18 protein-coding genes are annotated in these 22,434 nt (G+C 42.8%); 13 read left to right on the top strand and 5 right to left on the bottom strand.

Annotated elements, in window-relative coordinates; translation table 11 throughout:
* Nucleotides 1-409: 409 nt before the first annotated feature.
* Both SK066_RS21640 and SK066_RS21635 read right to left on the bottom strand, forming a co-directional pair.
* Complete coding sequence (locus tag SK066_RS21640; protein ID WP_320542970.1) at nt 410-2,161, bottom strand: alpha-glycosidase; 1,752 nt, start codon at nt 2,159-2,161, stop codon at nt 410-412.
* A 226-nt stretch (nt 2,162-2,387) separates the two neighbouring features.
* Nucleotides 2,388-3,131, bottom strand: a complete 744-nt coding sequence (locus SK066_RS21635; RefSeq protein WP_320542969.1) for a LytR/AlgR family response regulator transcription factor — start codon at nt 3,129-3,131, stop codon at nt 2,388-2,390.
* A 238-nt stretch (nt 3,132-3,369) separates the two neighbouring features.
* Between SK066_RS21635 and SK066_RS21630 the strand changes: the two genes are divergently transcribed.
* From SK066_RS21630 to SK066_RS21605, 6 genes are all read left to right on the top strand, one after another.
* Entirely contained in the window at nt 3,370-3,813 is a 444-nt protein-coding gene (locus tag SK066_RS21630; protein WP_320542968.1) for a mediterrocin family bacteriocin, read from the top strand.
* A gap of 76 nt (nt 3,814-3,889) precedes the next feature.
* Entirely contained in the window at nt 3,890-5,860 is a 1,971-nt protein-coding gene (locus SK066_RS21625; RefSeq protein WP_320542967.1) for a hypothetical protein, read from the top strand.
* Nucleotides 5,860-6,471 (top strand): ATP-binding cassette domain-containing protein, encoded by a 612-nt coding sequence (locus tag SK066_RS21620; RefSeq protein ID WP_320542966.1) that lies wholly within the window; start codon nt 5,860-5,862, stop codon nt 6,469-6,471. Before SK066_RS21625 ends, SK066_RS21620 begins: the two co-directional genes overlap by 1 nt.
* On the top strand, nt 6,468-6,923 hold the full coding sequence (locus SK066_RS21615) for a hypothetical protein (RefSeq protein ID WP_320542965.1): 456 nt from the start codon (nt 6,468-6,470) through the stop codon (nt 6,921-6,923). Before SK066_RS21620 ends, SK066_RS21615 begins: the two co-directional genes overlap by 4 nt.
* Before the next feature lie 204 nt (nt 6,924-7,127).
* Nucleotides 7,128-8,525 carry an L-cystine transporter gene (locus tag SK066_RS21610; RefSeq protein ID WP_320542964.1) on the top strand — a complete coding sequence of 466 codons (1,398 nt, stop codon included), beginning with the start codon at nt 7,128-7,130 and terminating at the stop codon, nt 8,523-8,525.
* A gap of 274 nt (nt 8,526-8,799) precedes the next feature.
* Nucleotides 8,800-9,357, top strand: a complete 558-nt coding sequence (locus tag SK066_RS21605) for an SMI1/KNR4 family protein (RefSeq protein ID WP_320542963.1) — start codon at nt 8,800-8,802, stop codon at nt 9,355-9,357.
* A gap of 196 nt (nt 9,358-9,553) precedes the next feature.
* On the opposite strand, the gene SK066_RS21600 is transcribed toward SK066_RS21605, so the two are convergent.
* Nucleotides 9,554-11,065: a CoA transferase gene (locus SK066_RS21600; RefSeq protein WP_320542962.1), complete on the bottom strand. Its 1,512-nt coding sequence runs from the start codon at nt 11,063-11,065 to the stop codon at nt 9,554-9,556.
* Between the two features lie 814 nt (nt 11,066-11,879).
* On the opposite strand from SK066_RS21600, the gene SK066_RS21595 reads away from it, so the two are divergent.
* Nucleotides 11,880-12,584, top strand: coding sequence for a hypothetical protein (locus SK066_RS21595; protein WP_320542961.1), 705 nt, complete (start codon nt 11,880-11,882; stop codon nt 12,582-12,584).
* A 241-nt stretch (nt 12,585-12,825) separates the two neighbouring features.
* Here SK066_RS21595 and SK066_RS21590 read toward each other — a convergent pair whose 3' ends face one another.
* The gene (locus SK066_RS21590) at nt 12,826-14,127 is read right to left on the bottom strand and encodes an aldehyde dehydrogenase (RefSeq protein ID WP_320542960.1); all 1,302 of its coding nucleotides are present in this window, start codon (nt 14,125-14,127) and stop codon (nt 12,826-12,828) included.
* A 478-nt stretch (nt 14,128-14,605) separates the two neighbouring features.
* On the opposite strand from SK066_RS21590, the gene SK066_RS21585 reads away from it, so the two are divergent.
* Nucleotides 14,606-15,262 (top strand): TetR/AcrR family transcriptional regulator, encoded by a 657-nt coding sequence (locus tag SK066_RS21585; RefSeq protein ID WP_320542959.1) that lies wholly within the window; start codon nt 14,606-14,608, stop codon nt 15,260-15,262.
* Between the two features lie 91 nt (nt 15,263-15,353).
* On the opposite strand, the gene SK066_RS21580 is transcribed toward SK066_RS21585, so the two are convergent.
* A complete protein-coding gene (locus SK066_RS21580; RefSeq protein WP_188775823.1) occupies nt 15,354-15,812 on the bottom strand; it encodes a MarR family winged helix-turn-helix transcriptional regulator in 459 nt (152 codons plus the stop codon).
* 690 nt (nt 15,813-16,502) lie between these two features.
* Here SK066_RS21580 and zwf point away from each other — a divergent pair.
* The 5 genes from zwf to SK066_RS21555 all read left to right on the top strand — a co-directional run bounded on the left by zwf (nt 16,503) and on the right by SK066_RS21555 (nt 22,375).
* The gene (zwf, locus tag SK066_RS21575) at nt 16,503-18,005 is read left to right on the top strand and encodes a glucose-6-phosphate dehydrogenase (protein ID WP_320542958.1); all 1,503 of its coding nucleotides are present in this window, start codon (nt 16,503-16,505) and stop codon (nt 18,003-18,005) included.
* A gap of 212 nt (nt 18,006-18,217) precedes the next feature.
* Complete coding sequence (gene gnd / locus SK066_RS21570) at nt 18,218-19,117, top strand: phosphogluconate dehydrogenase (NAD(+)-dependent, decarboxylating) (protein WP_320542957.1); 900 nt, start codon at nt 18,218-18,220, stop codon at nt 19,115-19,117.
* 806 nt (nt 19,118-19,923) lie between these two features.
* Nucleotides 19,924-20,376 (top strand): MerR family transcriptional regulator, encoded by a 453-nt coding sequence (locus SK066_RS21565; RefSeq protein ID WP_188775820.1) that lies wholly within the window; start codon nt 19,924-19,926, stop codon nt 20,374-20,376.
* 182 nt (nt 20,377-20,558) lie between these two features.
* Nucleotides 20,559-21,773: an MFS transporter gene (locus SK066_RS21560; RefSeq protein ID WP_188775819.1), complete on the top strand. Its 1,215-nt coding sequence runs from the start codon at nt 20,559-20,561 to the stop codon at nt 21,771-21,773.
* Nucleotides 21,774-21,928: 155 nt separating this feature from the next.
* The gene (locus SK066_RS21555) at nt 21,929-22,375 is read left to right on the top strand and encodes a universal stress protein (RefSeq protein WP_320542956.1); all 447 of its coding nucleotides are present in this window, start codon (nt 21,929-21,931) and stop codon (nt 22,373-22,375) included.
* Nucleotides 22,376-22,434: the final 59 nt, after the last annotated feature.

The following is a 22,434-nucleotide window of genomic DNA, read 5'->3' as shown; positions in this document are numbered from 1 at the left end:
CCATCGCTTATTGGGAGGCGTATGCAACTCCAAAAGGATGCAAAAAGAAGCCAATCGATTCGCCCTTACTCTTATGATGAAGTATGAGGTATGCCATCTATAAGCTTACTTCATATCCTAACATGAGGGTCTGTACGGCGATTGTGCGTATACAACCATATGCCATATACGCGCTGGAGGCAAGTCTATTTTAGGATAAATGTGTAAAATAGCCGTTGCGCGTGTAGGACAACAAAGCGAATGTCCTTGCTGAGCGATGTGGGATCATGCTATCTGTGTATGCTATTCCTATAGGAAGGGCAGAATAGGCAAGACCGTGACCTCTGATTGGAGGAACACGGTCTTGCCTGTAGCAATGGAGTGTATGTTATTTCAATTTAGTCTCACTAGCAGCATGTGTAGCAACGTATCAGGAGAGCGACTCCAGGCAGCGCAGCACTTTATAGCCATAGGCAGGCAGCTCGTGCTGAAGCTTTCCTTTATCCAGCGTCAGCTCCTGCTGCTCTAACACATCCTCCCAGTGGCTCGCTTCGAGATCCAGCTCTACCGTAATCGGTTGATCCGAGCTATTCATCGCAATGACAAAGCGTTCCTTGCCATCGGTGCGCTCGTATACAAGCTCATTACTGCCTTTACGCGAGTGCAGGAAGCGGAAGCTACCCTGACGCAGTGCTGTATGCTGCTTGCGTAATGCGATCACCTGACGATAATAATCGAACAATTCACGATCCTGTTCTTCTTCATCCCAGACCATACAGCGGCGGCAATCGGGATCATGCTCGCCCTCCATCCCAATCTCATCCCCATAATACACGCATGGTGTACCAGTATAGGTCATCTGGAACAGTACCGCTAGCTTGAGTCGTTCCTTGTTGCCTTTGGCAACCGTGAGGGCGCGTGCCGTATCGTGACTGTCCAGCAGATTGAAGGCAACCTCCGTTACCTGTAGTGGATAACGCGACATTTGCGTGCCGATCGCATGCGAGAAGGTCAGCGCATCGGTTGTATCTTTAATGAAGAAGTCGGTCACGGCATTTTTAAATGGATAGTTCATCACGGAGTCGAATTGATCGCCCTGTAGCCATGGGCTGGACTCATGCCAGATTTCGCCCAGAATATAAATGTCCGGGTTAATCGCTTTGACCGTCTGCCGGAATTCGCGCCAGAACTGGTGATCTACCTCGTCCGCTACATCGAGACGCCAGCCATCAATGCCGTATTCTTCTGCCCAATAACGAGCGACGCCGAGCAGATATTCCTTCACCTCAGGATTTTCTGTATTCAGCTTCGGCATGAGCGGTTCAAAGTCAAACGTGTCATAGGTAGGCACGCCATCCTCAACGGCCAGCGGGAATTTACGTACATGGAACCAGTCCTTGTAGCGCGAATGCTCGCCTTTTTCCTGTACATCGACAAATGGCTTGAACGTTTTACCAGAGTGATTGAATACCGCGTCAAACATGACACGAATCCCTTTGCTATGACAGGTGTTGATCAGCTTTTTCAGCGTTTCCTCATCGCCAAAGTGCGGATCAATCTGCATATAATCCTCGGTGTCGTATTTGTGGTTCGTCGTTGCCTTGAAAATAGGGCACAGATAGATCGCGTTCACACCCAGCTCCGTTAGATGATCCAGATGATCGATAATCCCCTGCAGATCACCGCCGAAGAAGTTGTACCATTCCGGCTTGCCACCCCATGGCAGCGTACCCTCTGGATCATTCGACGGATCACCATTAGCGAAGCGCTCCGGGAAAATCTGATAAAACACCGCGTCCTTTACCCATTCCGGTGTCGTGAATACATCGACCGGATTGATAAACGGAATATCAAACAGGCGATCCATATCCGGCTCCTTATCGCCAAACTTGTCCTCATCCATCCAGATCGTTTCGCTATCATTGCTGAGCTTGAAGCCATATTTAAGACGGCGATACGGCGGCTTCACCTCACATTGCCAGTAATCAAACAGATCATCCGTAGCAAAGATCGTCATCGGAATAAGCTCTTTCGATTTATCCCAGATGTATTTATCGCCTGCCAGCGCCCATGCTTCCTTCACATCCTGCTTCTTCGTGCGCAAGCGCAGGTGAATCGTTTCTCGATCATAAGGATAACCCCAGTTCAGCTTCGGACGATGGTAAATGGCTTCGATCAGCATAGTTGTGCCTCCTGTTATCATATGTAGATACTATCGATGTTTACCCTGCAAACTGACATTACAACCAATCCAAACAAGATGGATGAAATAAAATATATATAATCATATTGAGTAGCTTGAGAGAAAGGAGATTCTATACTTATTAGTATACATCCAGCAAATCACATCTAAATAGAAAAGAAGTTATTAAAAGTGAACTGATCATTAAATCAAATACTTCGATATATTATATATTTAGAGAAAAATCATTAGAATACAATTTTTTTAAGTATATTCGTTTCGACCTTGAAATAGGAAATGTAGCATCATTAGAAAGAGTTACTGTTTTAGAATCGAAATAGGATACGAAACGCAAATTAATGATAATAGATCTATGTATTAAGAAAAAAGGAAAACGTAGATTTTTAGCAAAATCAGACAAATTACCGTTTGTTAAATAGGATTCCTTTTGAGTATGGAAAACTATTTTTTTCTGGGAAAGTATTTCTTTCTCTTTTGTAATAGCTAGAATCTCATTTGTATGAAGTACCATATATTTATCTTTAAATTTGATAGGTATAAAATAATCATTAAAAAAAATACTATGTTCAAAAATACTATGAAGCTCTGTTATAAATGCTTGTGAATTTAGATTTTTATTTAAAGCTTTCAATGGACGGAGTTGCATACCTGAAATGAGCTTTTCAATATTATCACTAACAATTATAAATTCTAAATTTGGATTAAAGTGATAGTTACGAATTGTTTGCGCTAATTGAATGGCATTAAAATTCTCATTTAGATCTAGATCAATAACTAACAGATGCGGCTTTAGCTCTAGATCAGTAGGGTTTAAATGATTTTTAAAAATTCTTTCCTCACAGTCAAAGAAAAAGCTTTTAATCTCAAATTTCCTAGAAAACTGTAAAAAGCTAAGTTCGAGCAATTTTCTGAATACCCTATCTTTTGTATAAATGTGTACTATAAACACAACTAGATCCTCCTTAAATAGGTTTAATTTTAAAGGTGAAGAAAATCTATAAAGATAAGCATTTAAATTATACATAAAAAGGCGGATATAGAATACAAATATTACAATTTAAGTATGAAAATATACATTTAGCATAAAAAGTATTGATTTAATCCCTTTTTGAGGATAATTTTACTTATGAACCCAAAATACTGGCCAGTCTTAGAGGGTTACATCAATTCATAAGGGGAGTAACTAAATGAGAAAATGGTTAGTTTCAAGCGCAGCAGTAATATCGCTTTTTTCAAGTATTAGTATGGCTTCAGCAGCAGATACAGTAGCTGGATCAGTATATAACCCAACACCCAATATAGTAGGAAATGGTGTACATAGTTCGGGTCCTTCTATGAGCACAATGGAGGCTAAATCTTATAGCAGTAGTGGACGTGGGTTTGCCAATGATTGGACTGCATACGACAGCGGAGGAACTGGATTTAATACTTGGGAAGTAGAATACGGGTATAATACATCGTTTATTAATGAAGATTTCGTACACGGCTATCACAATCAAAAGGCACATACAGTTAAGTTAACCAATAATAATGGTAGCGGTTCCTATTCGGATAGCAGTAAAGGCGGAAGCTGGTCTAGAGTAGATGTAAGACATTCAGGGAACTTTGTATATTATAACTTTAATTTTTAAAACGAGTTTCAGTTAATTACACATATTACCATTCAACTTTTGTTGAATGGTAATATGCTTATATTTGGAGGAGAAATTGAAAAAAATAAAATTTCTAATTATAATCCCTATTTTTTTTGTTGCTTTGTTGATTATTGGTGAGAGTTACATATTGAAAATGGAAAATTTTCAATCAGAGTACATCTATACAACACTTTATTTACAAAATGGACAAAATGAAAAGACAATGAAAGAAAATATTTTAAAAGCAGCTCACGACAATAATATCGATGTGTTCACTTTTAATAAAATTAACTCCAATGGTGTAGTTACAGTTAAAATATATGGCTCTGAGCATGTGCGCGATCAACTTGGTAAATTATCTAGTGTACAACAAAAAAAATACCAAAGTGTGTTTTTGGATGATATGAATTTTGAATTCTATGATTTAAAAACATTAAAGGATATTAAGGATGTACATGATTTTTATATTATTGGGAATAAGAGCGATGCTGTATCATTTAAATCCAGCTTGATCAATAAATACGCAGGTAATTCACCGCAAGATGGATACCAATCGAATAATAGTGGCTATATAGTTTTGACTTTGATTATTATTGTTATCATTATTTCAAGTTTGTTGACTTACTATGATGCGTTGTATCAAAAAAAGGCAAGTATCATTCGTATATCGTTTGGAGAAAAACTGTCATTTATTATATGGAAAAATATCGTTATCGATTCGATCACATATATAGCTGTTTTTGGCTTGATTATATATTTCCAAAAAGATTTAACCTCGATATTGGACAATATACAATCTATTACACTGTTTCTTGTATTCTTGATTGCAACTAATGCTGTAATGTACACCACACTACTCTCTATACAACTGAAGGATTCATTTTCTAATACAGATATCCATGCTAAGAGATTATTATTTTTAAACTATGTAATCAAAGTGGTCACTATTCCATTAATAATCATTACGATTTCGTCTAACTTATTTTTTATTGATCAATCCTATTCGCTATATAAACAAGCTGATTTTTTTAGGGATCATTCAAATTATTCTTATGTAACTACGGAATTAAGACCTGTGATCAAGCAAAATGGAGAAGCTGATGCAAAATTTCAAGAAAGTGAACAGCTTCAAACTTTATTTTATACGGAGCATTTCGAAAATTCTCTTTTGCTGTCTATGATTCATCAAGCTTCTACAACACAAGCTCCTACGATGATCGCGAATAGAAACGCTATAAGTTACTTAAAAGAACGGATCAACGAGCTGAAAAGTACCGATTTTAAAAAAGAAGTTTATTTTATAATGCCTGAAAATATGGCACATGATAAAGACAATGTAGATGCTCTTTTGCAAGAATACTCATTTTTCGAGGGCACTTTAGAGCCTAATAATTATGAAGTGATTGGATATGAAGAGGATACAAATGTAGTGGCTGTAAATAGAAATAATATGTATGGAAGTGAGATGTATTCAAATCCGATCATTATCTTAAATAATAGCTCTCCAATTGAGAAAAAGCTGAGTGAAAATGCGAATAGAGTGAATTATATGTCTGAAGTCATGTATAAGATCAGTAACGATGAACTTGAGCAATTTAAAAGTAAATACAAATTAAGTGACGGTAACGCAATTGTAGCCAAGACTAATATTTTAGACAAATATAATGAAGGATGGAATAAAGCTAGAAATATATTATATATGAACAGTGTTTTTTGCATATTGATGCTATTTTTAGAAGTCCTTATCATCCTGTCTATCTTACAATTAGAATACAAAGTGAACGCTATTGAATTAGCCGTAAAAAAAGTGTTCGGCTATACCATCTGGCAGAAAAACAAGCACATCTTCTTGGTATCATTACTTACAACAATAATAAGCAGTATAGTTGTAATCGCGACTACGATCTATTTAAATAAAGATTTATTGGTTTTGGTAGGTAGCATTATCGTATTTTTTGTGTTTATTGAATGGTTATTTATTGTCTTATGCATTGTTAGAATGGAAAAGAAAAATATAATAAAAATTTTAAAAGAAGGTGGTTAATGATGATTTTGATCAATAACTTAACCAAAAGCTATGGTGAACGAGAACTGTTCAATAACTATAATTTAAAGATAGAGCAAGGAGAATTTATTGTTTTTTCAGGAAGAAGTGGCTGTGGGAAAACAACATTACTTAATATGATCGGCGCTATAGAACCAGTAGATGGCGGAACGATTGAAGTAGATCATATCGATATCACCAAAAAGAAAAATAAGCTGAACTACTTCAGACATAAAATTGGATTTTTGTTTCAAAATTTTGGGCTTATTGATAATAAAACAGTAAGGCAGAATTTAAATATCATACGCAAGGATTGCAAAACAGAATTGTCAATAATGCAGGCTCTAGACGCAGTAGATTTAGGCAATAAGATTGACCAAAAGGTATACACTTTATCTGGAGGAGAACAACAGCGAGTAGCATTAGCACGATTAATGCTAAAAAGATGCGAAATTGTATTAGCAGATGAGCCTACGGGATCATTGGACTCAACGAATGCTCAATCTGTTATGGACATACTCCACACTTTAAATAAAGAGGGGAAAACGATCATACTGGTTACTCATGATGAAAATATAAAAAAACAAGGGAGTAGAGTGATAGACTTATGAAGAGCGCATCAAAAAAGAAAACGATTACGATTATTTTAGTTAGTATAGTCATCCTTTTTATATTATGGAATTTGGTATGGTTTGGCTTTAATTATATTAAGTATAACAACTTTGTGGGAGCGCTCCCTGAAACCTCAACAGGTAACCATATTCTAGTCAAAGATGGTTATACTTATGGCGTGAAAACTCCAGACTATCTATCCTTTACAGGAAATCTAAGTATATCTAATTCCAGTAAAGGGGAATTACTTATTATATGGCCATTACCCTTTGGAGGATACCAATATGGATTTAGATTACAAGAAAATGGAAACGTATATGAGTTAAATCTGGATGAAAATATGAACCTGGTAGGTGAGCAGAACGAGTCCGATTTGAAAGCTGTCACTGAGAATAAGCAAACGATTCAATCCTTATACAATAAAGCTAAAGCTATATGGGATTTGAAGTGAAAGTAAATGATCATTAAAAAACCTGCACGATCTTGAAGATAGCTAAAGATCATGCAGGTTTTTTTCGTCTTGTGTTGTCAAAAAACAGATAAACGAAGCGATGAAATATCATATTAATTAATACTATGAGTTTAGTCGGGTTTATGCTAAACTGTAACCGTTATGTACACGGAATTGTAAAAAAGCTGATAAAAGGAGAACTTTATGGATACTTTATTGATCATTCTCAATGTGGCTGTACTGGTCGGACTCATCGGCGTGCTTGTCTGGATGCAGAAAAAGCATGTGTCGTTTACCAAGCGTGTATTTACAGGGCTGCTGCTCGGGATCGTGTTTGGCGTAATCCTTCAGCTCGCGTATACACCGGATTCTGAAATTCTGTCAGATTCGATGAGCTGGTTCAGTCTGGTAGGTAGCGGTTATGTTCGACTGCTACAGATGATCGTTATTCCATTGATCATGGTATCGATCATTATGGCGATTCTGAATCTGAATGGTCGCCAAAATCTCGGTAAAATTAGTGGCTCGATTCTACTCGTGTTGCTGCTGACGACAGCGATTGCTGCAGCGATCGGTATCACGTCTGCACTTGGCTTTGGTCTGACCGCTCAGGGCATGCCAGTGGGCGACGTAGAGGAACAACGCGGCGTGCTATTACAGGAGAAGTTGGGCGATGTGGAGGGCAAGCCATTGCCAACGCAGCTGCTGGAGTTTATTCCAACCAATCCATTTGAAGATATGACCGGAGCCCGTCAATCGTCGACGCTGGCTGTCGTGGTCTTCTCTGCCTTTGTTGGTGTGGGAGCACTGGGCTTTATGCGTAAAAATCCGAAGCAGGGCGAAGTGTTCCAAAATGTCATGTCTGCTATATACGGTGTGGTGATGCGGATCGTCACTCTGATTCTGCGATTGACTCCATACGGGATTCTGGCGCTAATTACGAAAATGGTCGCTACGACCAGTGGTCAGGATATCCTAAACCTGTTCAAATTCGTACTGGCTTCGTATGCTGCATTAATCGCGATGTTTATCGTGCATCTGGTGATTCTGGCGATTGGTGGTCTGAATCCGGTGCAATATGTGAAAAAGATTATCCCTACATTAACTTTTGCCTTCACTTCACGTTCTAGCGCAGCTACCATTCCGCTGAACATTGATACACAAACTCGCAAGCTGGGTGTATCAAGCGGTATTGCCAATCTGTCGGCTAGCTTTGGCGCTACGATTGGTCAGAATGGCTGTGCAGGTATTTATCCAGCGATGCTGGCGGTGATGATTGCACCGACCGTAGGGATTAACCCGCTCGATTGGCAGTTCATTTTAACCTTGATCGCGGTCGTAACGATTAGCTCACTGGGCGTAGCTGGTGTAGGTGGCGGAGCAACCTTTGCCGCACTGATCGTATTGTCGACGATGAATCTGCCTGTAGCTCTTGCAGGTCTGTTGATCTCGATTGAGCCATTGATCGATATGGGTAGAACGGCGTTGAACGTAAGCGGCTCGATGGTGTCCGGTGTAATCAGTAGCCGTGTACTGAAGGAGCATGATGCAGAAGTGTATAATCAGGATGTCGCTGAATTGGAGCCTGCTGAAGCTTCTTGATTCCTTCGTTAGCATTGAATATGAACGGAAGATATAAACTGAGCTTGATTTGAAAAAACCTTGATGGCATGTGAGATGTGCTATCAAGGTTTTTTTATGGACTGGACTCTATTGATGATACCAGTAGCGACTTTCATGTAAATTTCACTTTATTAGATTAAGTAGATCGAGTTATTGATGTATAAAATTTGCTTCTACGCTTTATTAAGGAGATAGTAGTATAAAGCAGATCATAATGACATATCCTGGTGGATGTACAAGGAGGCTTAGCCAATTGATCCAAGAACAGATCGTATCCTTTATAGAGTGGAACCGTAATCGTGGCTGTGAAGCGAAGCTTGTGTATGAAGCAGTGGATTATCCAACAAAGGAGCTTCAGAGCATTCCTGTGCCGGATGTTCTCACACAGCGCTACACTACTTTGCCAGTATCCTTTTCCACATGGCTCCAACTCGTTCAAATCGTAGTTGCACCACACGGACAGGCGTGGTTTTTAACCGCTAACGATTATCGGGAGCACAGCAGTGCTTCGATATCAGAGCAAGAAGCCGCATTTGACTGGAATGAATGGGAGCATATGAGCCTGGAAGCTGCCGCTGATGATGCAGACTGGCAACAGCAGATTCGTACATTCTGGGATCGCTATGTACCGATTGTGATGATCGTACAGCCAGAATATGCTTTTTATGCGATTGATACGCACAGTCCTGACGGCGCGGTCATTTATGGACGAGAGCCTGAATTTGAGGAAAGTGATGAGATTGCAGCGTCATTTGAGGAATTTTTGCAGGGGATTATGGATGGAACGTTAAAATGGTACAGCCAGGTATGAACACCGGCTGTACCATTGAGAAAGGTTGTTTGATGAGTAGCATCAGTCATTCTTCTATTATAAAGAGATCGAGCGATCAAAAGATCACATACTAGTATAGTGCTTGGCTCTCGTTATGCCTATTTCCATGCAGTGCTTTGATCGACATTACGTCTATTTCCAATCGATACGGCTCCCATTCGGTTCGACGTTACTATTACAGCCACTCGGCACGTCCTGAAGCGCGAGGGACGAGTACAGTACGATACTCACCCGGTGTTTCCGACATCTTCACCTGATCGGTCACACCCTGATACTGTCCGCAGACGGTATCGGCAGTGAATAGCTCAGGATCGAGATACAGATGCTCTTCGGATGAGCCTGCAGTCTGGTGAGCGAATTCTTTGTCAAATAGACCGAGTGACATGAGCCATAGCGATACACGACTCAGTGAAATATGCACGCGGTAGCTACCACCCTCGGTAGCACGGCGAGCCAGTGCAGCCATCGCGCCTGCTGCGGCAAGCCAGGAGATAATATAGTCATTCACAACCAGAATCGGTGGTAGCTCTGGCTTCTCAGGTGTACCTTCGAGCGCCATCACACCAGTCAATGTTCCAGCAGTCTGGTCAAAGCCTACTCGCTCCGCCCACGGCCCCTGATCGCCATTTAGCGATACGGATACATGAATAATACCCGGACGCACGGCGGCACTTTGCTGCGCGCTCAGACCAAAGCGTTCCAAATACGAAGGACGACGATTCGCGAAGAAGATATCGGCATCTTTTAGCAGCTCCATCATCCGTCCATGCGCTGCTTCGTCACTTAGCTCCAGCATCGCCGAGCGCATCCCTACATTCGCTGTATAGTAGGTCGTATCCACTTCCCAGTCAGATGGACGCCAGATGTTCAGCACATCTGCACCATGTAGCGCCAGGGCACGGCCTACGCCAGCACCTGCGATCACATGCCCCATACCGAGCGCACGAATACCTTCCAGCGGCTCAGAGCCACCCTGTGGCATCGGCTCAGGTTCGCTCTCACCGATCTTCTCAATCTCTACGAGTGGCAGAGAAGCAATCGATTCAAAGGCTGGCTCATTGAGGAACTCCTCCACCGTACGTGCCATTGGCATGACTACGCCTGCTTTGGCACCGGCTTCCTCCAGATCACGAGCGTTCCATTGTCCGATGGCTTTCGCCACAGCCTCTGGCGTATCCGCACAATCCAGCAGCTTGAGTGTATTGATTTTCAGCTTAGGATACGGCTCCAGTGGCATCACCCAACGTTTGTCCTTTGTCTGGTAAAAGCGGAATTTCAACGATGGGCTTGGATCAGAAGGACTCATCGGCGAATAGCCGTTCAGCTTTTCCCATTTACGATCATAAAAAGGAGACAGACGATGCAGAATCTGACGCAAATCCAGCGAAATGTCCTGTCCTTTACCGCCACGCAGTCGCCATAGATTCGCCGCCGCGACCGACTTGGCAACCATACCGATACCAGCTGAGCTGGCGAGTCGTAGCACACTCGGCACGATCGGGTCTTTACCCATAAAATGAATCTCACCGCCGCTGTCCTTCGCAGACAGTCCCATGCCGCTCAGCACATCCTCCAGCGCTGCATGAATATCAAATACCGTATGATCGGCACGATGGTTGACGGCATATTGAATGCGTTCTTTGAGTAACGCAGGTTGTTCTTTTCCGATAGAGTTAGTCGATATCATAGAGATACACCTCTTTGGATAGAATAGTCATTGCCTTTGTAGGGATGTCGATTCGGTTGTTCAAGCTAATACTTTGATTATTAACAGAGATACAAAGGCACTCATGTATTTATATAAATCATATTATATAAATTTATACATATAATTTTAAAGGTTTGTGGGATAAATGCAATGAACAATAAAGTGTCAGATGCGGTGTATGCCACATTTGGTAGGGGTTTGTAGGTATAGATGAATTAAAAAATGGAGTTAGTTTCACTCAAACTTTTAAAATAAAAAATACAGCCGTTTTAGTGGCTGTATTTTTTATATTTCATAAACCAACATAGCAAGAACCATCTGATTAAAGCTTTGGTTTGAGTTCCTATATATACAAAACTCATACGTTATTAAAACGTTTTTTTATAATGATACTACATAAAATAATGAGCAAATAAACCAATATTGCATTGAGAATATACATAGGTAGGTTAAATAACACATGACTTTTGAATATATTCCAAGTAAACAGACTATAAGTTTGGTCAGGTAGGTGTTCTCCGTAATAATTTATGAATTGAAAAGGTAATCCCAACTTATAGTGATTTTCAGCAATTTGATTAGAGATAGGGAAGAAGATCGTTAAAAATGGAATGATAAGACTGATGATAGGAGCTAGCTTCATAAGTTTATGATTACTAAAATAAAGTTTAGGTGTCATATGTATCAACTCCTTTGAATAAATGGTATTATAAATACAATTTATCAATAATTTGTATTTTTTATTTAAGAATGTTACCATAATTATACTACATAAGGAAAGGGATGTTAAATTTTGAGGAATTTTGTTCAAAAAAGTAGTAAAGTGTTTTTATTTTTATTTAGTATTGTGTTTATTTTTTCAAGTTTTCAACAAATAGTTAGTGCAGAAGCTTCAATAACTAGCAAGTCAGAATTAGAAGAAATGAGTCAGAAATATGGTATTGAATTTGTATCTTTGGAAGGTAGCGAATTAGAAAAACTAAAACAAGCAGGAGAATTAAAGACATTTAAAAGTTTTGATGAGTACGCAGAGTACATAAAGGATATGACAAACGAAGTTCAGAAAAACCCGTCATCACCTGAAACATTTTCTGTACAAACAAACGACGCAGCCCAAGGAATATCAACCATGGCTCAAAACTCGCATATTATCAACTGGTATGCTCCCATGTCTGGAGGTTTAAGTGGAGTACTTACCTGGAAAAATGTTTCTATTGTATATAATTACACAACCAGTGGAGGTTTCTCTACCTTCACTGGTATATCTAGTATTAAGTCTTATTTAACTGGTGTGCAAGCTGCAGTTTCTTGGGAACAATTAAGTGCAGTAAAGTCGTATTCGAAACAGTGCAAACCTCAAGATACAGCTAATTTTACGATTAAGGGTTATTATTTAGTTGGAGCAGAAATTTATGGTGTTCCGATCGGTGCTAAAATAAATGATACATGGAATACTTCATATACTTTGCCTACAACTCCAGGGTTGGGATGTTTTTAAATTAATTGATATTACAGATGTTTTAAAAGACTTTATTTGATCGCTAGTATTTATAAAAACGGTCAGGTAAAGTCTTTTTGTTTAATAATTGAATTTCTATTATCTCTATAAGTCTTTAAAGCATTGAGAATCAAACTTTCTTATGTAACTCGATAACCATGCCACAACAAAAAGAAGCAGCCCACTCACGCAGGCTGCTTCTGTCTATATTAACGTTATTTTTATACTCAACAAATATCTCTTACAAATTACGTTTCATCACACTCTTATGATGCGAGAACACCTCAAAGCTCTGCTGACCGTGGTACGAGCCCATGCCACTTTCACCTACGCCGCCGAATGGCAGGTAATGCGAAGTCATATGAGACAGCGTTTCATTGATACAGCCGCCACCGAACGATACGGTATCCAGCACCTGATCGATCAGTTGTTCATTCTGTGTGAACAGATACAGTGCCAGCGGTTTAGGACGATTCACGATCTCATCCAGCAGTGGGTTCAGATCATCGTATTCAATCACAGGCAGAATCGGGCCGAAAATTTCCTCCTGCATGATCGGTGCATCCCAGCTTACATTGTCCAGCAGGGTAGGCTCGATAATCAGCTCATTACGAACCGAGCGTCCACCAAACAGCACCTGTTCATTTTCCATCAATCCAGTCAGACGGTCGAAGTTGCGTGTGTTCACGATATGTGGAAAATGTGGGTTGCTCAACACATCGGCTGTATATTTGTCCGCAATCTCCGCTTGCACCAGCTCGGCGAACTTCGCTTTTACACTGCTATGAATGAGCAGATAGTCCGGCGCGACGCAGGTCTGTCCAGCATTCAGGAACTTACCACGTACCAGGCGTTCGGCTGCCAGCTTCAGGTCAGCATCCTCGTGTACAATCGCTGGGCTTTTACCACCCAGCTCCAGCGTTACCGGAGTCAGATGCTCAGCTGCTGCACGCATAACGACACGTCCTACATGAGTGCTACCAGTAAAGAAGATATAGTCGAATTTTTCCTTGAGCAGGGCGGTACTTGTCTCCACTTCTCCTTCTACGACAGCGATATACGAGGTAGGGAACAGATCACTCAGCATGTCGAAGATCAGGCGCGATACGGTAGGGGTCAGCTCAGATGGCTTCATCACCACTGTATTACCAGCGGCAATCGCACCTACAAGCGGGCCAAAAGCAAGCTGGAACGGATAGTTCCACGGCGCGATGATCAGCGTTGTACCATAAGGCTCTGGATAAATCGTGCTTGTCGCATCCGGTAATGCGGCTGCGGTTGGTACGGTACGTGGCGCTGCCCATGCCGTCAGATGCTCCAGCGCAAAGTCCACTTCACCCAGTACGATGCGAACCTCTGAACCAAATGCCTCTGGCTCCGACTTGTTCAGATCGGTATGAAGGGCTTCCAGAATACGTGGCTGGTAACGCTCAATACCCGCACGCAGTGTACGTAACGCTTCAATGCGATAAGCGACATCGCGAGATTGTCCGGTTTTGAAAAAGCTGCGCTGCTGCGCAATGAGTTGTTGTATGGATTCCATGATTATTCACTCCTATAGATGATAAGGTAATATACGTTTGCTCCCTGTTTAATCCCTGTAAATGAGGCTTCAGGCAAATAGCAGGCGATTACGTGGTAGCGATTTTTGAACATGTGGCTCAATGCAAATCAACTTTTGCCAAGCAAAATGAAATAAACTAGGTGAATGAAATGTTAGAGGGTGCTGAAATAGTAGTCAGCTCATCTTCAAAAGATTCTTTAAACGAATGGGCAACTTATTAATCGTTATTTCCAAAAAAAGATTGCTCGCAATATTTCTATGAATTGAATAGTTATATGCAATACAAATTGGATTATATGATAGCCTACTAGCAATGACAATAACCAGAAAAGAAGTAGATGCGGCTTATGCCTCAAATGTGGTATAAATGAGTATGAAAGTCGATTGTAACGTGCAAAAGTATCCATTCTATATAGATTGTTCTCTTATCTGCTTCTACTTTACAGGAGGTGATTCCATGCCAGATTCGTTCTCGTCAATGCCACAGCCTGCTGGTGCTGTACCGCCATCGATCCATCATTCAGCTAAGACACCTAAGCTTGATCCACGAATCGTACGTACGCGTGCGCTACTAAGGGATGCGTTGATTCAGCTTATGGAGCAACAGCCATATGACAAAATTACGATTCAGCATATTGCAACTCAAGCAACGGTCAATCGCAAAACGTTCTATCTTCATTATGAAACGAAGGATCATCTACTCTATGCGGTGACGGATGAATTACTGGGGGAGCTATTTGGTGAGGCGCGGGATGCGAATTCGTTTGACCAATCGGTAGAGGAGCTACAGCGCTATATTGCCGGACGGATTTTCACTTATATTATTCGCTATCAGCGGTTTTTCGAGGTGATGTTTGAGCGGCAGGCAATGTCGAACTTCGTGCAATATATGAAGCAGTATATCGCACGTTTTTACGAGGAAAAATTCGCCAAGCTACCCGATGATAGGCTGCCTGTCCATAAGGATGTGATCGCCAGCTATATCAGCTCTGCCTATGTCGGTGTGATCCACTGGTGGCTGCGCGAGGGCATGCCGTATACGCCGGAGGAAATGACCGAGCAGATGATCGTCCTCAACTCCAATGGCCCGATTCGCCTCATTCAGCAGCAGTAAAGTAGTAAAACAGTAAAACAGCAAACAAGCCTATTCAATCCAGCACATCTGTACAGTCAGATGTCTGTTTGAATAGGCTTGTTTGGTTGATTCATGGTACAGGTACAATATCCAGTGCTTCATCGATCTGCGCATTTTGCTTGATTCGACTAAGCAGCCGATGCAGCAGCACACGCTCATCCTCGGAAATGCCATCCATCAGATCACGTCCAGCCTCCTGCATAATGGCGCATACAGGCTGCTCCAGCTCTGCACCGGCGGCGGTCAGATAGATTTTGAAGCAGCGACGATCATCGGTGCAGGTAATTTTGCGGATAAAGCCCTTGCTTTCCAGATTGGATAACATGCGTGTAATGTTCGTTTTATCCTTACCTAATCGCTCACCGATCTCATTTTGCGTGAGACCGTCCTTTTTCCAGAGCAGCATCATCACAAAGGTCTGCTCCGGTGCGAGATTGAACGGGGCAAGCTTGTGCTTGATATATCCCGCAATCGCCAGATGGACATCACGAATAAACACGGTATAGCTCTTTTCTACGTCATATGGCATCGAACTCACCCTTATATGTTTGATCACTGTCATCGTTGTGTATTTACTGTTAGCAATAATGGATATGAATATTGGAAAAGTCACACCCTTTATGCAAAGAATGCGCATACGGGTGGTTATAGTTGGTATAGCAACCGTCGTGGGGAAACGACTATTTCCTTCATGCAGCATAGGAAATAGTCGTTGAATCGACGTTAGACTATCACTTTTACCTGAAACTGTCAACGAGGCGAACGAACCGAATCGATCGACAAAATTTTCTTGGCTCTCTATAGCTAGCGTCCTGTTTTTCCCTGCGTCACAGGCATGAAGCGATAGGGCAAGCAATAAAAAGTGAGATGTAAGCGGTAATATTCAATGTGAAAGTTTCATTTTCATCTTGACATTGTTCGACACAAGGTCTATTGTAATTTTTGTAAGCTTGACTGTCACAAAAGAGACACAATGCAAGATTGACTTTATGACGAAGATTGAGTAATTGATATGTATCTTTGTTTATATGAACTGTATAGAGGATGTATATCAAAAGCGAGCAATCGTTTATTTTTTTGTCGATATAGTTGCTATATCAACCGATACTGTAGGTAAGAGTCATGTTTGTACTATAACGAGAACTAGCCCATACACCCATAGCATGTACGCATGCTATATAGAGAAAAAGGGATAGGTACATTTTGGAGGAGAAACGATATGGAAGCTATGACATTTGTATTGTTTGGTTCGACCGGGGATCTGGCGAAACGCAAGATTTTCCCTGCTTTGTACAACCTGTATGTGGATCGTAAAATGCCGGAAGCCTTCTCAATCATCGGGCTCGGCCGCAAATCATTTAATGATGCGACCTTCCAAACGTATGTTGAGCAGTCGCTTCAGGAATTTTCCCGCAATACTCCGAATGATCGCAAGACGGTGGATGCCTTCCTGCGTTCGATTCGCTATCATATTTTGAATGTGGACGACACAGCAGGCTACCAAGAGCTGCTGAAGCTGGTAGAGCAGCGCGAGTCCGAGCTGAACATTCCGCAAAATCGTATGTTCTACATGTCCGTTGCACCGGAGTTCTTCGGTGTGATCGCAGATAACATCAATGCAAGCGGTCTGGGCAACACCTCCGGCTGGAAGCGCCTGATCATCGAGAAGCCATTCGGTCATGATCTGGAATCCGCACGTCAGCTGAACAAGCACCTGAGCAAAACCTTTGCAGAGGAAGAAGTGTTCCGTATTGACCACTATCTGGGCAAACCGATGGTGCAAAACATGGAGTCCTTCACTTCGGCGAATCCAGTCATCCAATCGCTATGGAACAATCGTCACATCGCGAATGTACAGATTACGGCATCCGAAGTAGTCGGCGTTGAAGAACGTGCAGGCTACTACGATCATACCGGTGCGATTCGCGATATGGTACAAAACCATATGCTACAGGTGCTGATGATGACGGCGATGACATTGCCGGGTGGACATACCGCAGATGATGTACGTTCCCACAAAAAATATATCGCTAAAGCACTGCGTCCGATTTCCAAAGAAGATGCACACAAGCATATCGTACGTGCACAATACGTGAACGGCGTTGTATCCGGTCGCGAGGTACAGGGCTATCAGGATGAGCCAGGCATCGAGCTGGGCTCCAACACTGATACTTTTGTAGCAGCGCGTGTATGGGTGGATGATTTCTCCTGGGAAGGTGTTCCATTCTACATCCGTACGGGTAAACGTATGAAAGAGAAATCGACACGCATCGTGATCGAATTCAAAAACACCATGCAAAACAGCGAAATCTGTGTCGATTGCGATGGTCAGCCGAACATGCTGACGATCAGCATCAATCCAGAAGAGAAAATTACGCTGCAATTGAACCGTCGTAACGTGAAAACAGGTCTGCTGGAGCCAATGACATCTGAATTCGTCATGGGTACAGACAATGATCCAGAAGCTTATGAGCTGCTGATCGGCGATGCGCTGAACGGTGACGGTACATTCTTCGCACACTGGGACGAAGTAGAGCTGTCCTGGCAGTGGGTTCAACCGATTCTGGAAGCTTTCGCGGACAACAGTCTGCCACTGCATGACTATGCTGCTGGCACCTATGGCCCTGAAGCATCCGATGCTTTGCTGGCTGAGCAAGGCTTCCGCTGGCTGGGCGATCAGAATGCAGCACCGGTACGTACGGGCGTCGCTTCTGCACGCTAAGAGATAAGCTGTTCTTTTCAACATGAATGGTTGGCTTACGCTCTGGTTAATGATAAACAGAGCGTATTCACCATGCCTTCAGAGTCGGGTTGCCGGCTTTGCAGAATGCCAGACTGTGCTGGAAGCAGTCGCACTAGCGCTGGCTATAGATGGTTACACAGGTTATAGATAAAAAAGGGATGTTCATCCCAAACACAACGGAGGGCTATACTATGAAAATCGGTTTGATCGGCTTGGGTAAAATGGGTATGAATCTGGCACAAAACCTGATGGATCACAAACATGAGGTGGTTGCCTTTGACTTGAACAAAGAAGCAGTAAAAGAAATTACTGACCTGGGCGCACAAGGCGTAGGTACAATTGCAGATATGGTTAGCAACCTGGAATCCCCGCGTATCATCTGGGTCATGGTTCCACACGGCGTTGTTGATTCCGTACTGGGCGAGATCGCTCCACTGCTGTCCGAGAACGATATCGTGATCGAAGCAGGGAACTCTCACTATAAAGAATCCGTACGTCGTTACAATGAAATGAAACAAAAAGGCATTCGTTACATGGACGCAGGTACATCCGGCGGCATGAGCGGCGCTCGTAACGGTGCATGTTATATGATCGGTGGCGACAAAGAAGCTTGGGACGTAGTAGAACCAATCTTCCGCGACACTGCTGTTGAAAATGGCTACCTGTACGCTGGCGAAGCAGGCAGCGGTCACTACCTGAAAATGGTTCACAACGGTATCGAGTACGGTATGATGGCAGCGATCGGTGAAGGCTTCGAAGTTCTGGAGAAAAGCCCATACGACTTCAACTACGAAAAAGTAGCTCGCGTATGGAACAACGGCTCCGTTATCCGCTCCTGGCTGATGGAACTGACTGAAAATGCATTTGCAAAAGACGGACGTCTGGAAGAAATCCAGGGAATCATGCACTCCTCCGGCGAAGGCAAATGGACAGTCGAAGAAGCAATGGACCTGCAAATGGCAACTCCAGTTATCGCCCTGTCCCTGCTGATGCGCTACCGCTCTCTGGACAACGATACATTCACAGGCAAAGTCGTAGCCGCCCTACGCAACGAATTCGGCGGCCACGCCGTAGAAAAATCCAACAAGTAAGCTAAAGCCATTACTTGAACAATAAGTGGACGGATAAACTATCCTCCACTCCACAATATAACAAAAGAGCTGCACACCTGATCCATTCAGGCAGTGCAGCTCTTTTTTGTGCGTATATAATCTTAATGTATAGCTCTGGATATATAACCTAAAAAGATCATTATATCCACGACCCATCTAACTTTATAAGTACAGCCCCTCATTTAAATAAAGCTTTTCAGCTATAACTCTATCGAAGTCAAGCCTCCACTAATAATCACCCAATTCCCTTCCCTCTGCTTCATCCACCCCAATGGAGTTTTTAGTTGCACTTCCACCTCAAAAGCATATGTACATTCTATATTAATGTTTACGTACTTTTATGCATTTTTTTAAGAGCTAGCCAACCTTTAAAATCAAAAGCCACTCCAATCATTCAAAAGTAGAAGACCATAAAAAAATACCACAACCCGCACAGAACGAAGGCAAGGAAATAAGGGGAAAGGACTCCTTTGGAGGGGCGGGAATCTACAACTAACTCCTAATCCGTAGATTCCCGCTGCTCCACCCGAGTCCGTCCCCTTATTCCTTGCCGAAGTGGTTGCAGCACCACCACCGTGTTTCGCTAAAACCCTTCCAATTGAATTCAAGTTTTAAAAATATGCCCTGAGAATGCACCCAAACACCTACGAAAACACATTTTTTTTCTGAAAACCCACAAAAAACTCCGAAAAACCGTTTTCATAACGTTGACGTTAACGTTAAATAGGTTTAATATATTCATATACAATATGTAATTATTTAAATAATGAAACGGAGGGGTGACCATGACATTGTACAAAATCGATGAGGTTGCCAGCGAATGCAATCTGACAAAGCGAACGATTCGGTACTATGAAGAGATTGGTCTGCTGTCCCCGCAGCGAAGCGAGGGTAATACTCGTCTGTACACACGTGAGGATATCGAACGGCTCAAAAAAATTATCAGTGCGCGCGATGTACTTGGCTTTTCCTTGCAGGAGCTGCATCGGTATATCGAGGTGGTTGAAATGCTTACCGGACAGCGTGAGCGTTACCGCAGCATTACCGATCTGGAGGAGCGCAGACGTCAACTGGAAGAGATTGACGACACGCTGGGCAAGCAGCTCGATATGATGGAAAGCAAAATGCGTACGATTCAGAGCTTTAAGGAAGAAGCCGAGCAGCTACGCCAGCAAGTACGTGAAGGCATGGAGAGGCTGGGGCGTCAGTCGGTGGAACGTGCAGAAGCAGAGCATTAAATGATCTGTAGATAGAAGCCCACTAGGAGCACACGCGGCCAATTCACATCGAATGCATGACCACATCATCAAGCATGCCGGTCAACCAATGACCGGCACTTTGTCAGGCAAGGTTTTGCTTGATCCAACAATAATTGAAATTTAATAAATAGAGAGCAACATATAAGGGAGGAACCTGCAACATGAGTACAAAAACAGCTTCAGTCAAAGAGCTGCCTAAGCAAGGCGGATTATTATCACAGCCGAAAGCAGTCTGGGCAGTTGCCTTTGCCTGTGTCATTTCATTTATGGGTCTTGGACTGGTAGACCCGATCTTACCAGCGATTGCGAATCAGCTTCATGCAACACCTAGTCAGGTATCGCTGCTATTCACCAGCTACAATCTCGTAACAGGTCTAGCGATGCTGATTACCGGCTTTGTATCGAGCCGGATTGGTATAAAATGGACGCTGCTTAGCGGCGTTGTGCTGATCATTATTTTTGCTGGACTTGGCGGTATGTCCGATACGATCGGTCAAATCGTTGGCTTCCGTGGTGGTTGGGGTCTGGGTAATGCACTCTTTATCGCGACCGCATTGTCCGCAATTGTTGGTCTGTCCACTTCCGGTACAGCCAAAGCGATTATTTTGTACGAAGCGGCACTTGGTCTTGGTATTTCGGTCGGCCCACTGCTTGGTGGTGAGCTCGGTTCAATCTCTTGGCGTGGCCCGTTCTTCGGCGTTAGTGTACTGATGCTGATCGGATTTGTATTTATTTTAGTGATGCTGCCTAAAATTCCAAAACCTAAAACACGCAGCTCGCTTGCCGATCCATTTAAAGCATTGAAATTCCCTGCATTGAAAACACTCGCGATTGTCGCATTTTTATATAACTTTGGTTTCTTTACCCTGATGGCTTATTCTCCTTATGTGATGGGATTGGATGAGCACGGTCTTGGTTATGTATTCTTTGGCTGGGGTATTTTACTGGCGATCACTTCCGTATTTGTTGCACCGAAGCTGCAAGCACGCTTTAATCTGGCAGGCTCGATGGGCGTCATGCTGACTTTATTCGCACTGGATCTGGTGTTCATGGGTCTGGGCGCAGCATTTGGTTCACCTGTGCTGGTCATTATCGGCGTTATCGTGGCTGGTATTTTCCTCGGTATTAATAACACATTGATCACGACAGCAGTTATGGAATCGGCACCGGTAGAACGTTCGGTTGCTTCCGCAGCCTACAGCTTTGTCCGCTTCCTTGGTGGTGCAGTATCGCCATTCCTCGCTGGTAAGCTGGCGGAGTGGTATAACTCGGCAACACCGTTTTACTTTGGTGGGGCGATGGTACTGATCGCTGTTGTTGTCCTGATCGTGCGTCGTCGTCATCTGGCGGACATCGATGTATCGCACGGACATTAATGTTGGAATGAATACAAGCCGTATCCTTTACCTTTGCTGAGCATCTTGAGCTGTTTGCATAAGTAGACGTTAACTTCTGCTTCATGTGTTCACTACAGGGATGCACAAGTTGCGTCTGCTGCGCACAAATTCAACACATACTGGAGGAAAAGAACATGTCAGAACTACATGATAATTCAGCGTATGGGCGTATACTGGTCGCATTGGATGGCTCTGAACATGCACAGCGTGCATTAGAGCATGCGGTTAAGCTGGCACAATCGCTACAGACCGCACCGCATTTGACGGTGCTGCATGTGAATCCAACAATGATGGTCGCTGAACCACCACTTGGGGTCGATGTAGGTGTACGTCTGGACGAAGAAGGACGCGAAATGACCGAGCCGTATCGTCAATATTTGGATACGACTGGCGTTGCGTATGATGTGCATTACCATACTGGCGATCCAGCGACTGTAATCTGTGATACTGCGAAGGAGCAGAATATTGACCTGATCGTCATGGGGACACGCGGAATGAGCACCGTATCGGAGTTGTTCCTTGGCAGTGTTAGTCATAAGGTAATTCAGCATGCAGAGTGTCCGGTGCTAACGGTGAAATAAACGGGCAGGTGCTACGAGGTACATCTAATTGCGGATCGTACTATAGAGATCATATTGTA

The sequence above is a fragment of the Paenibacillus hunanensis genome (assembly GCF_034055775.1).
Classification (GTDB): domain Bacteria; phylum Bacillota; class Bacilli; order Paenibacillales; family Paenibacillaceae; genus Saccharibacillus; species Saccharibacillus hunanensis.
The sequence above is the reverse complement of the archived record's forward strand: the minus strand, read 5'-3'. Positions and strand labels throughout refer to the sequence as shown.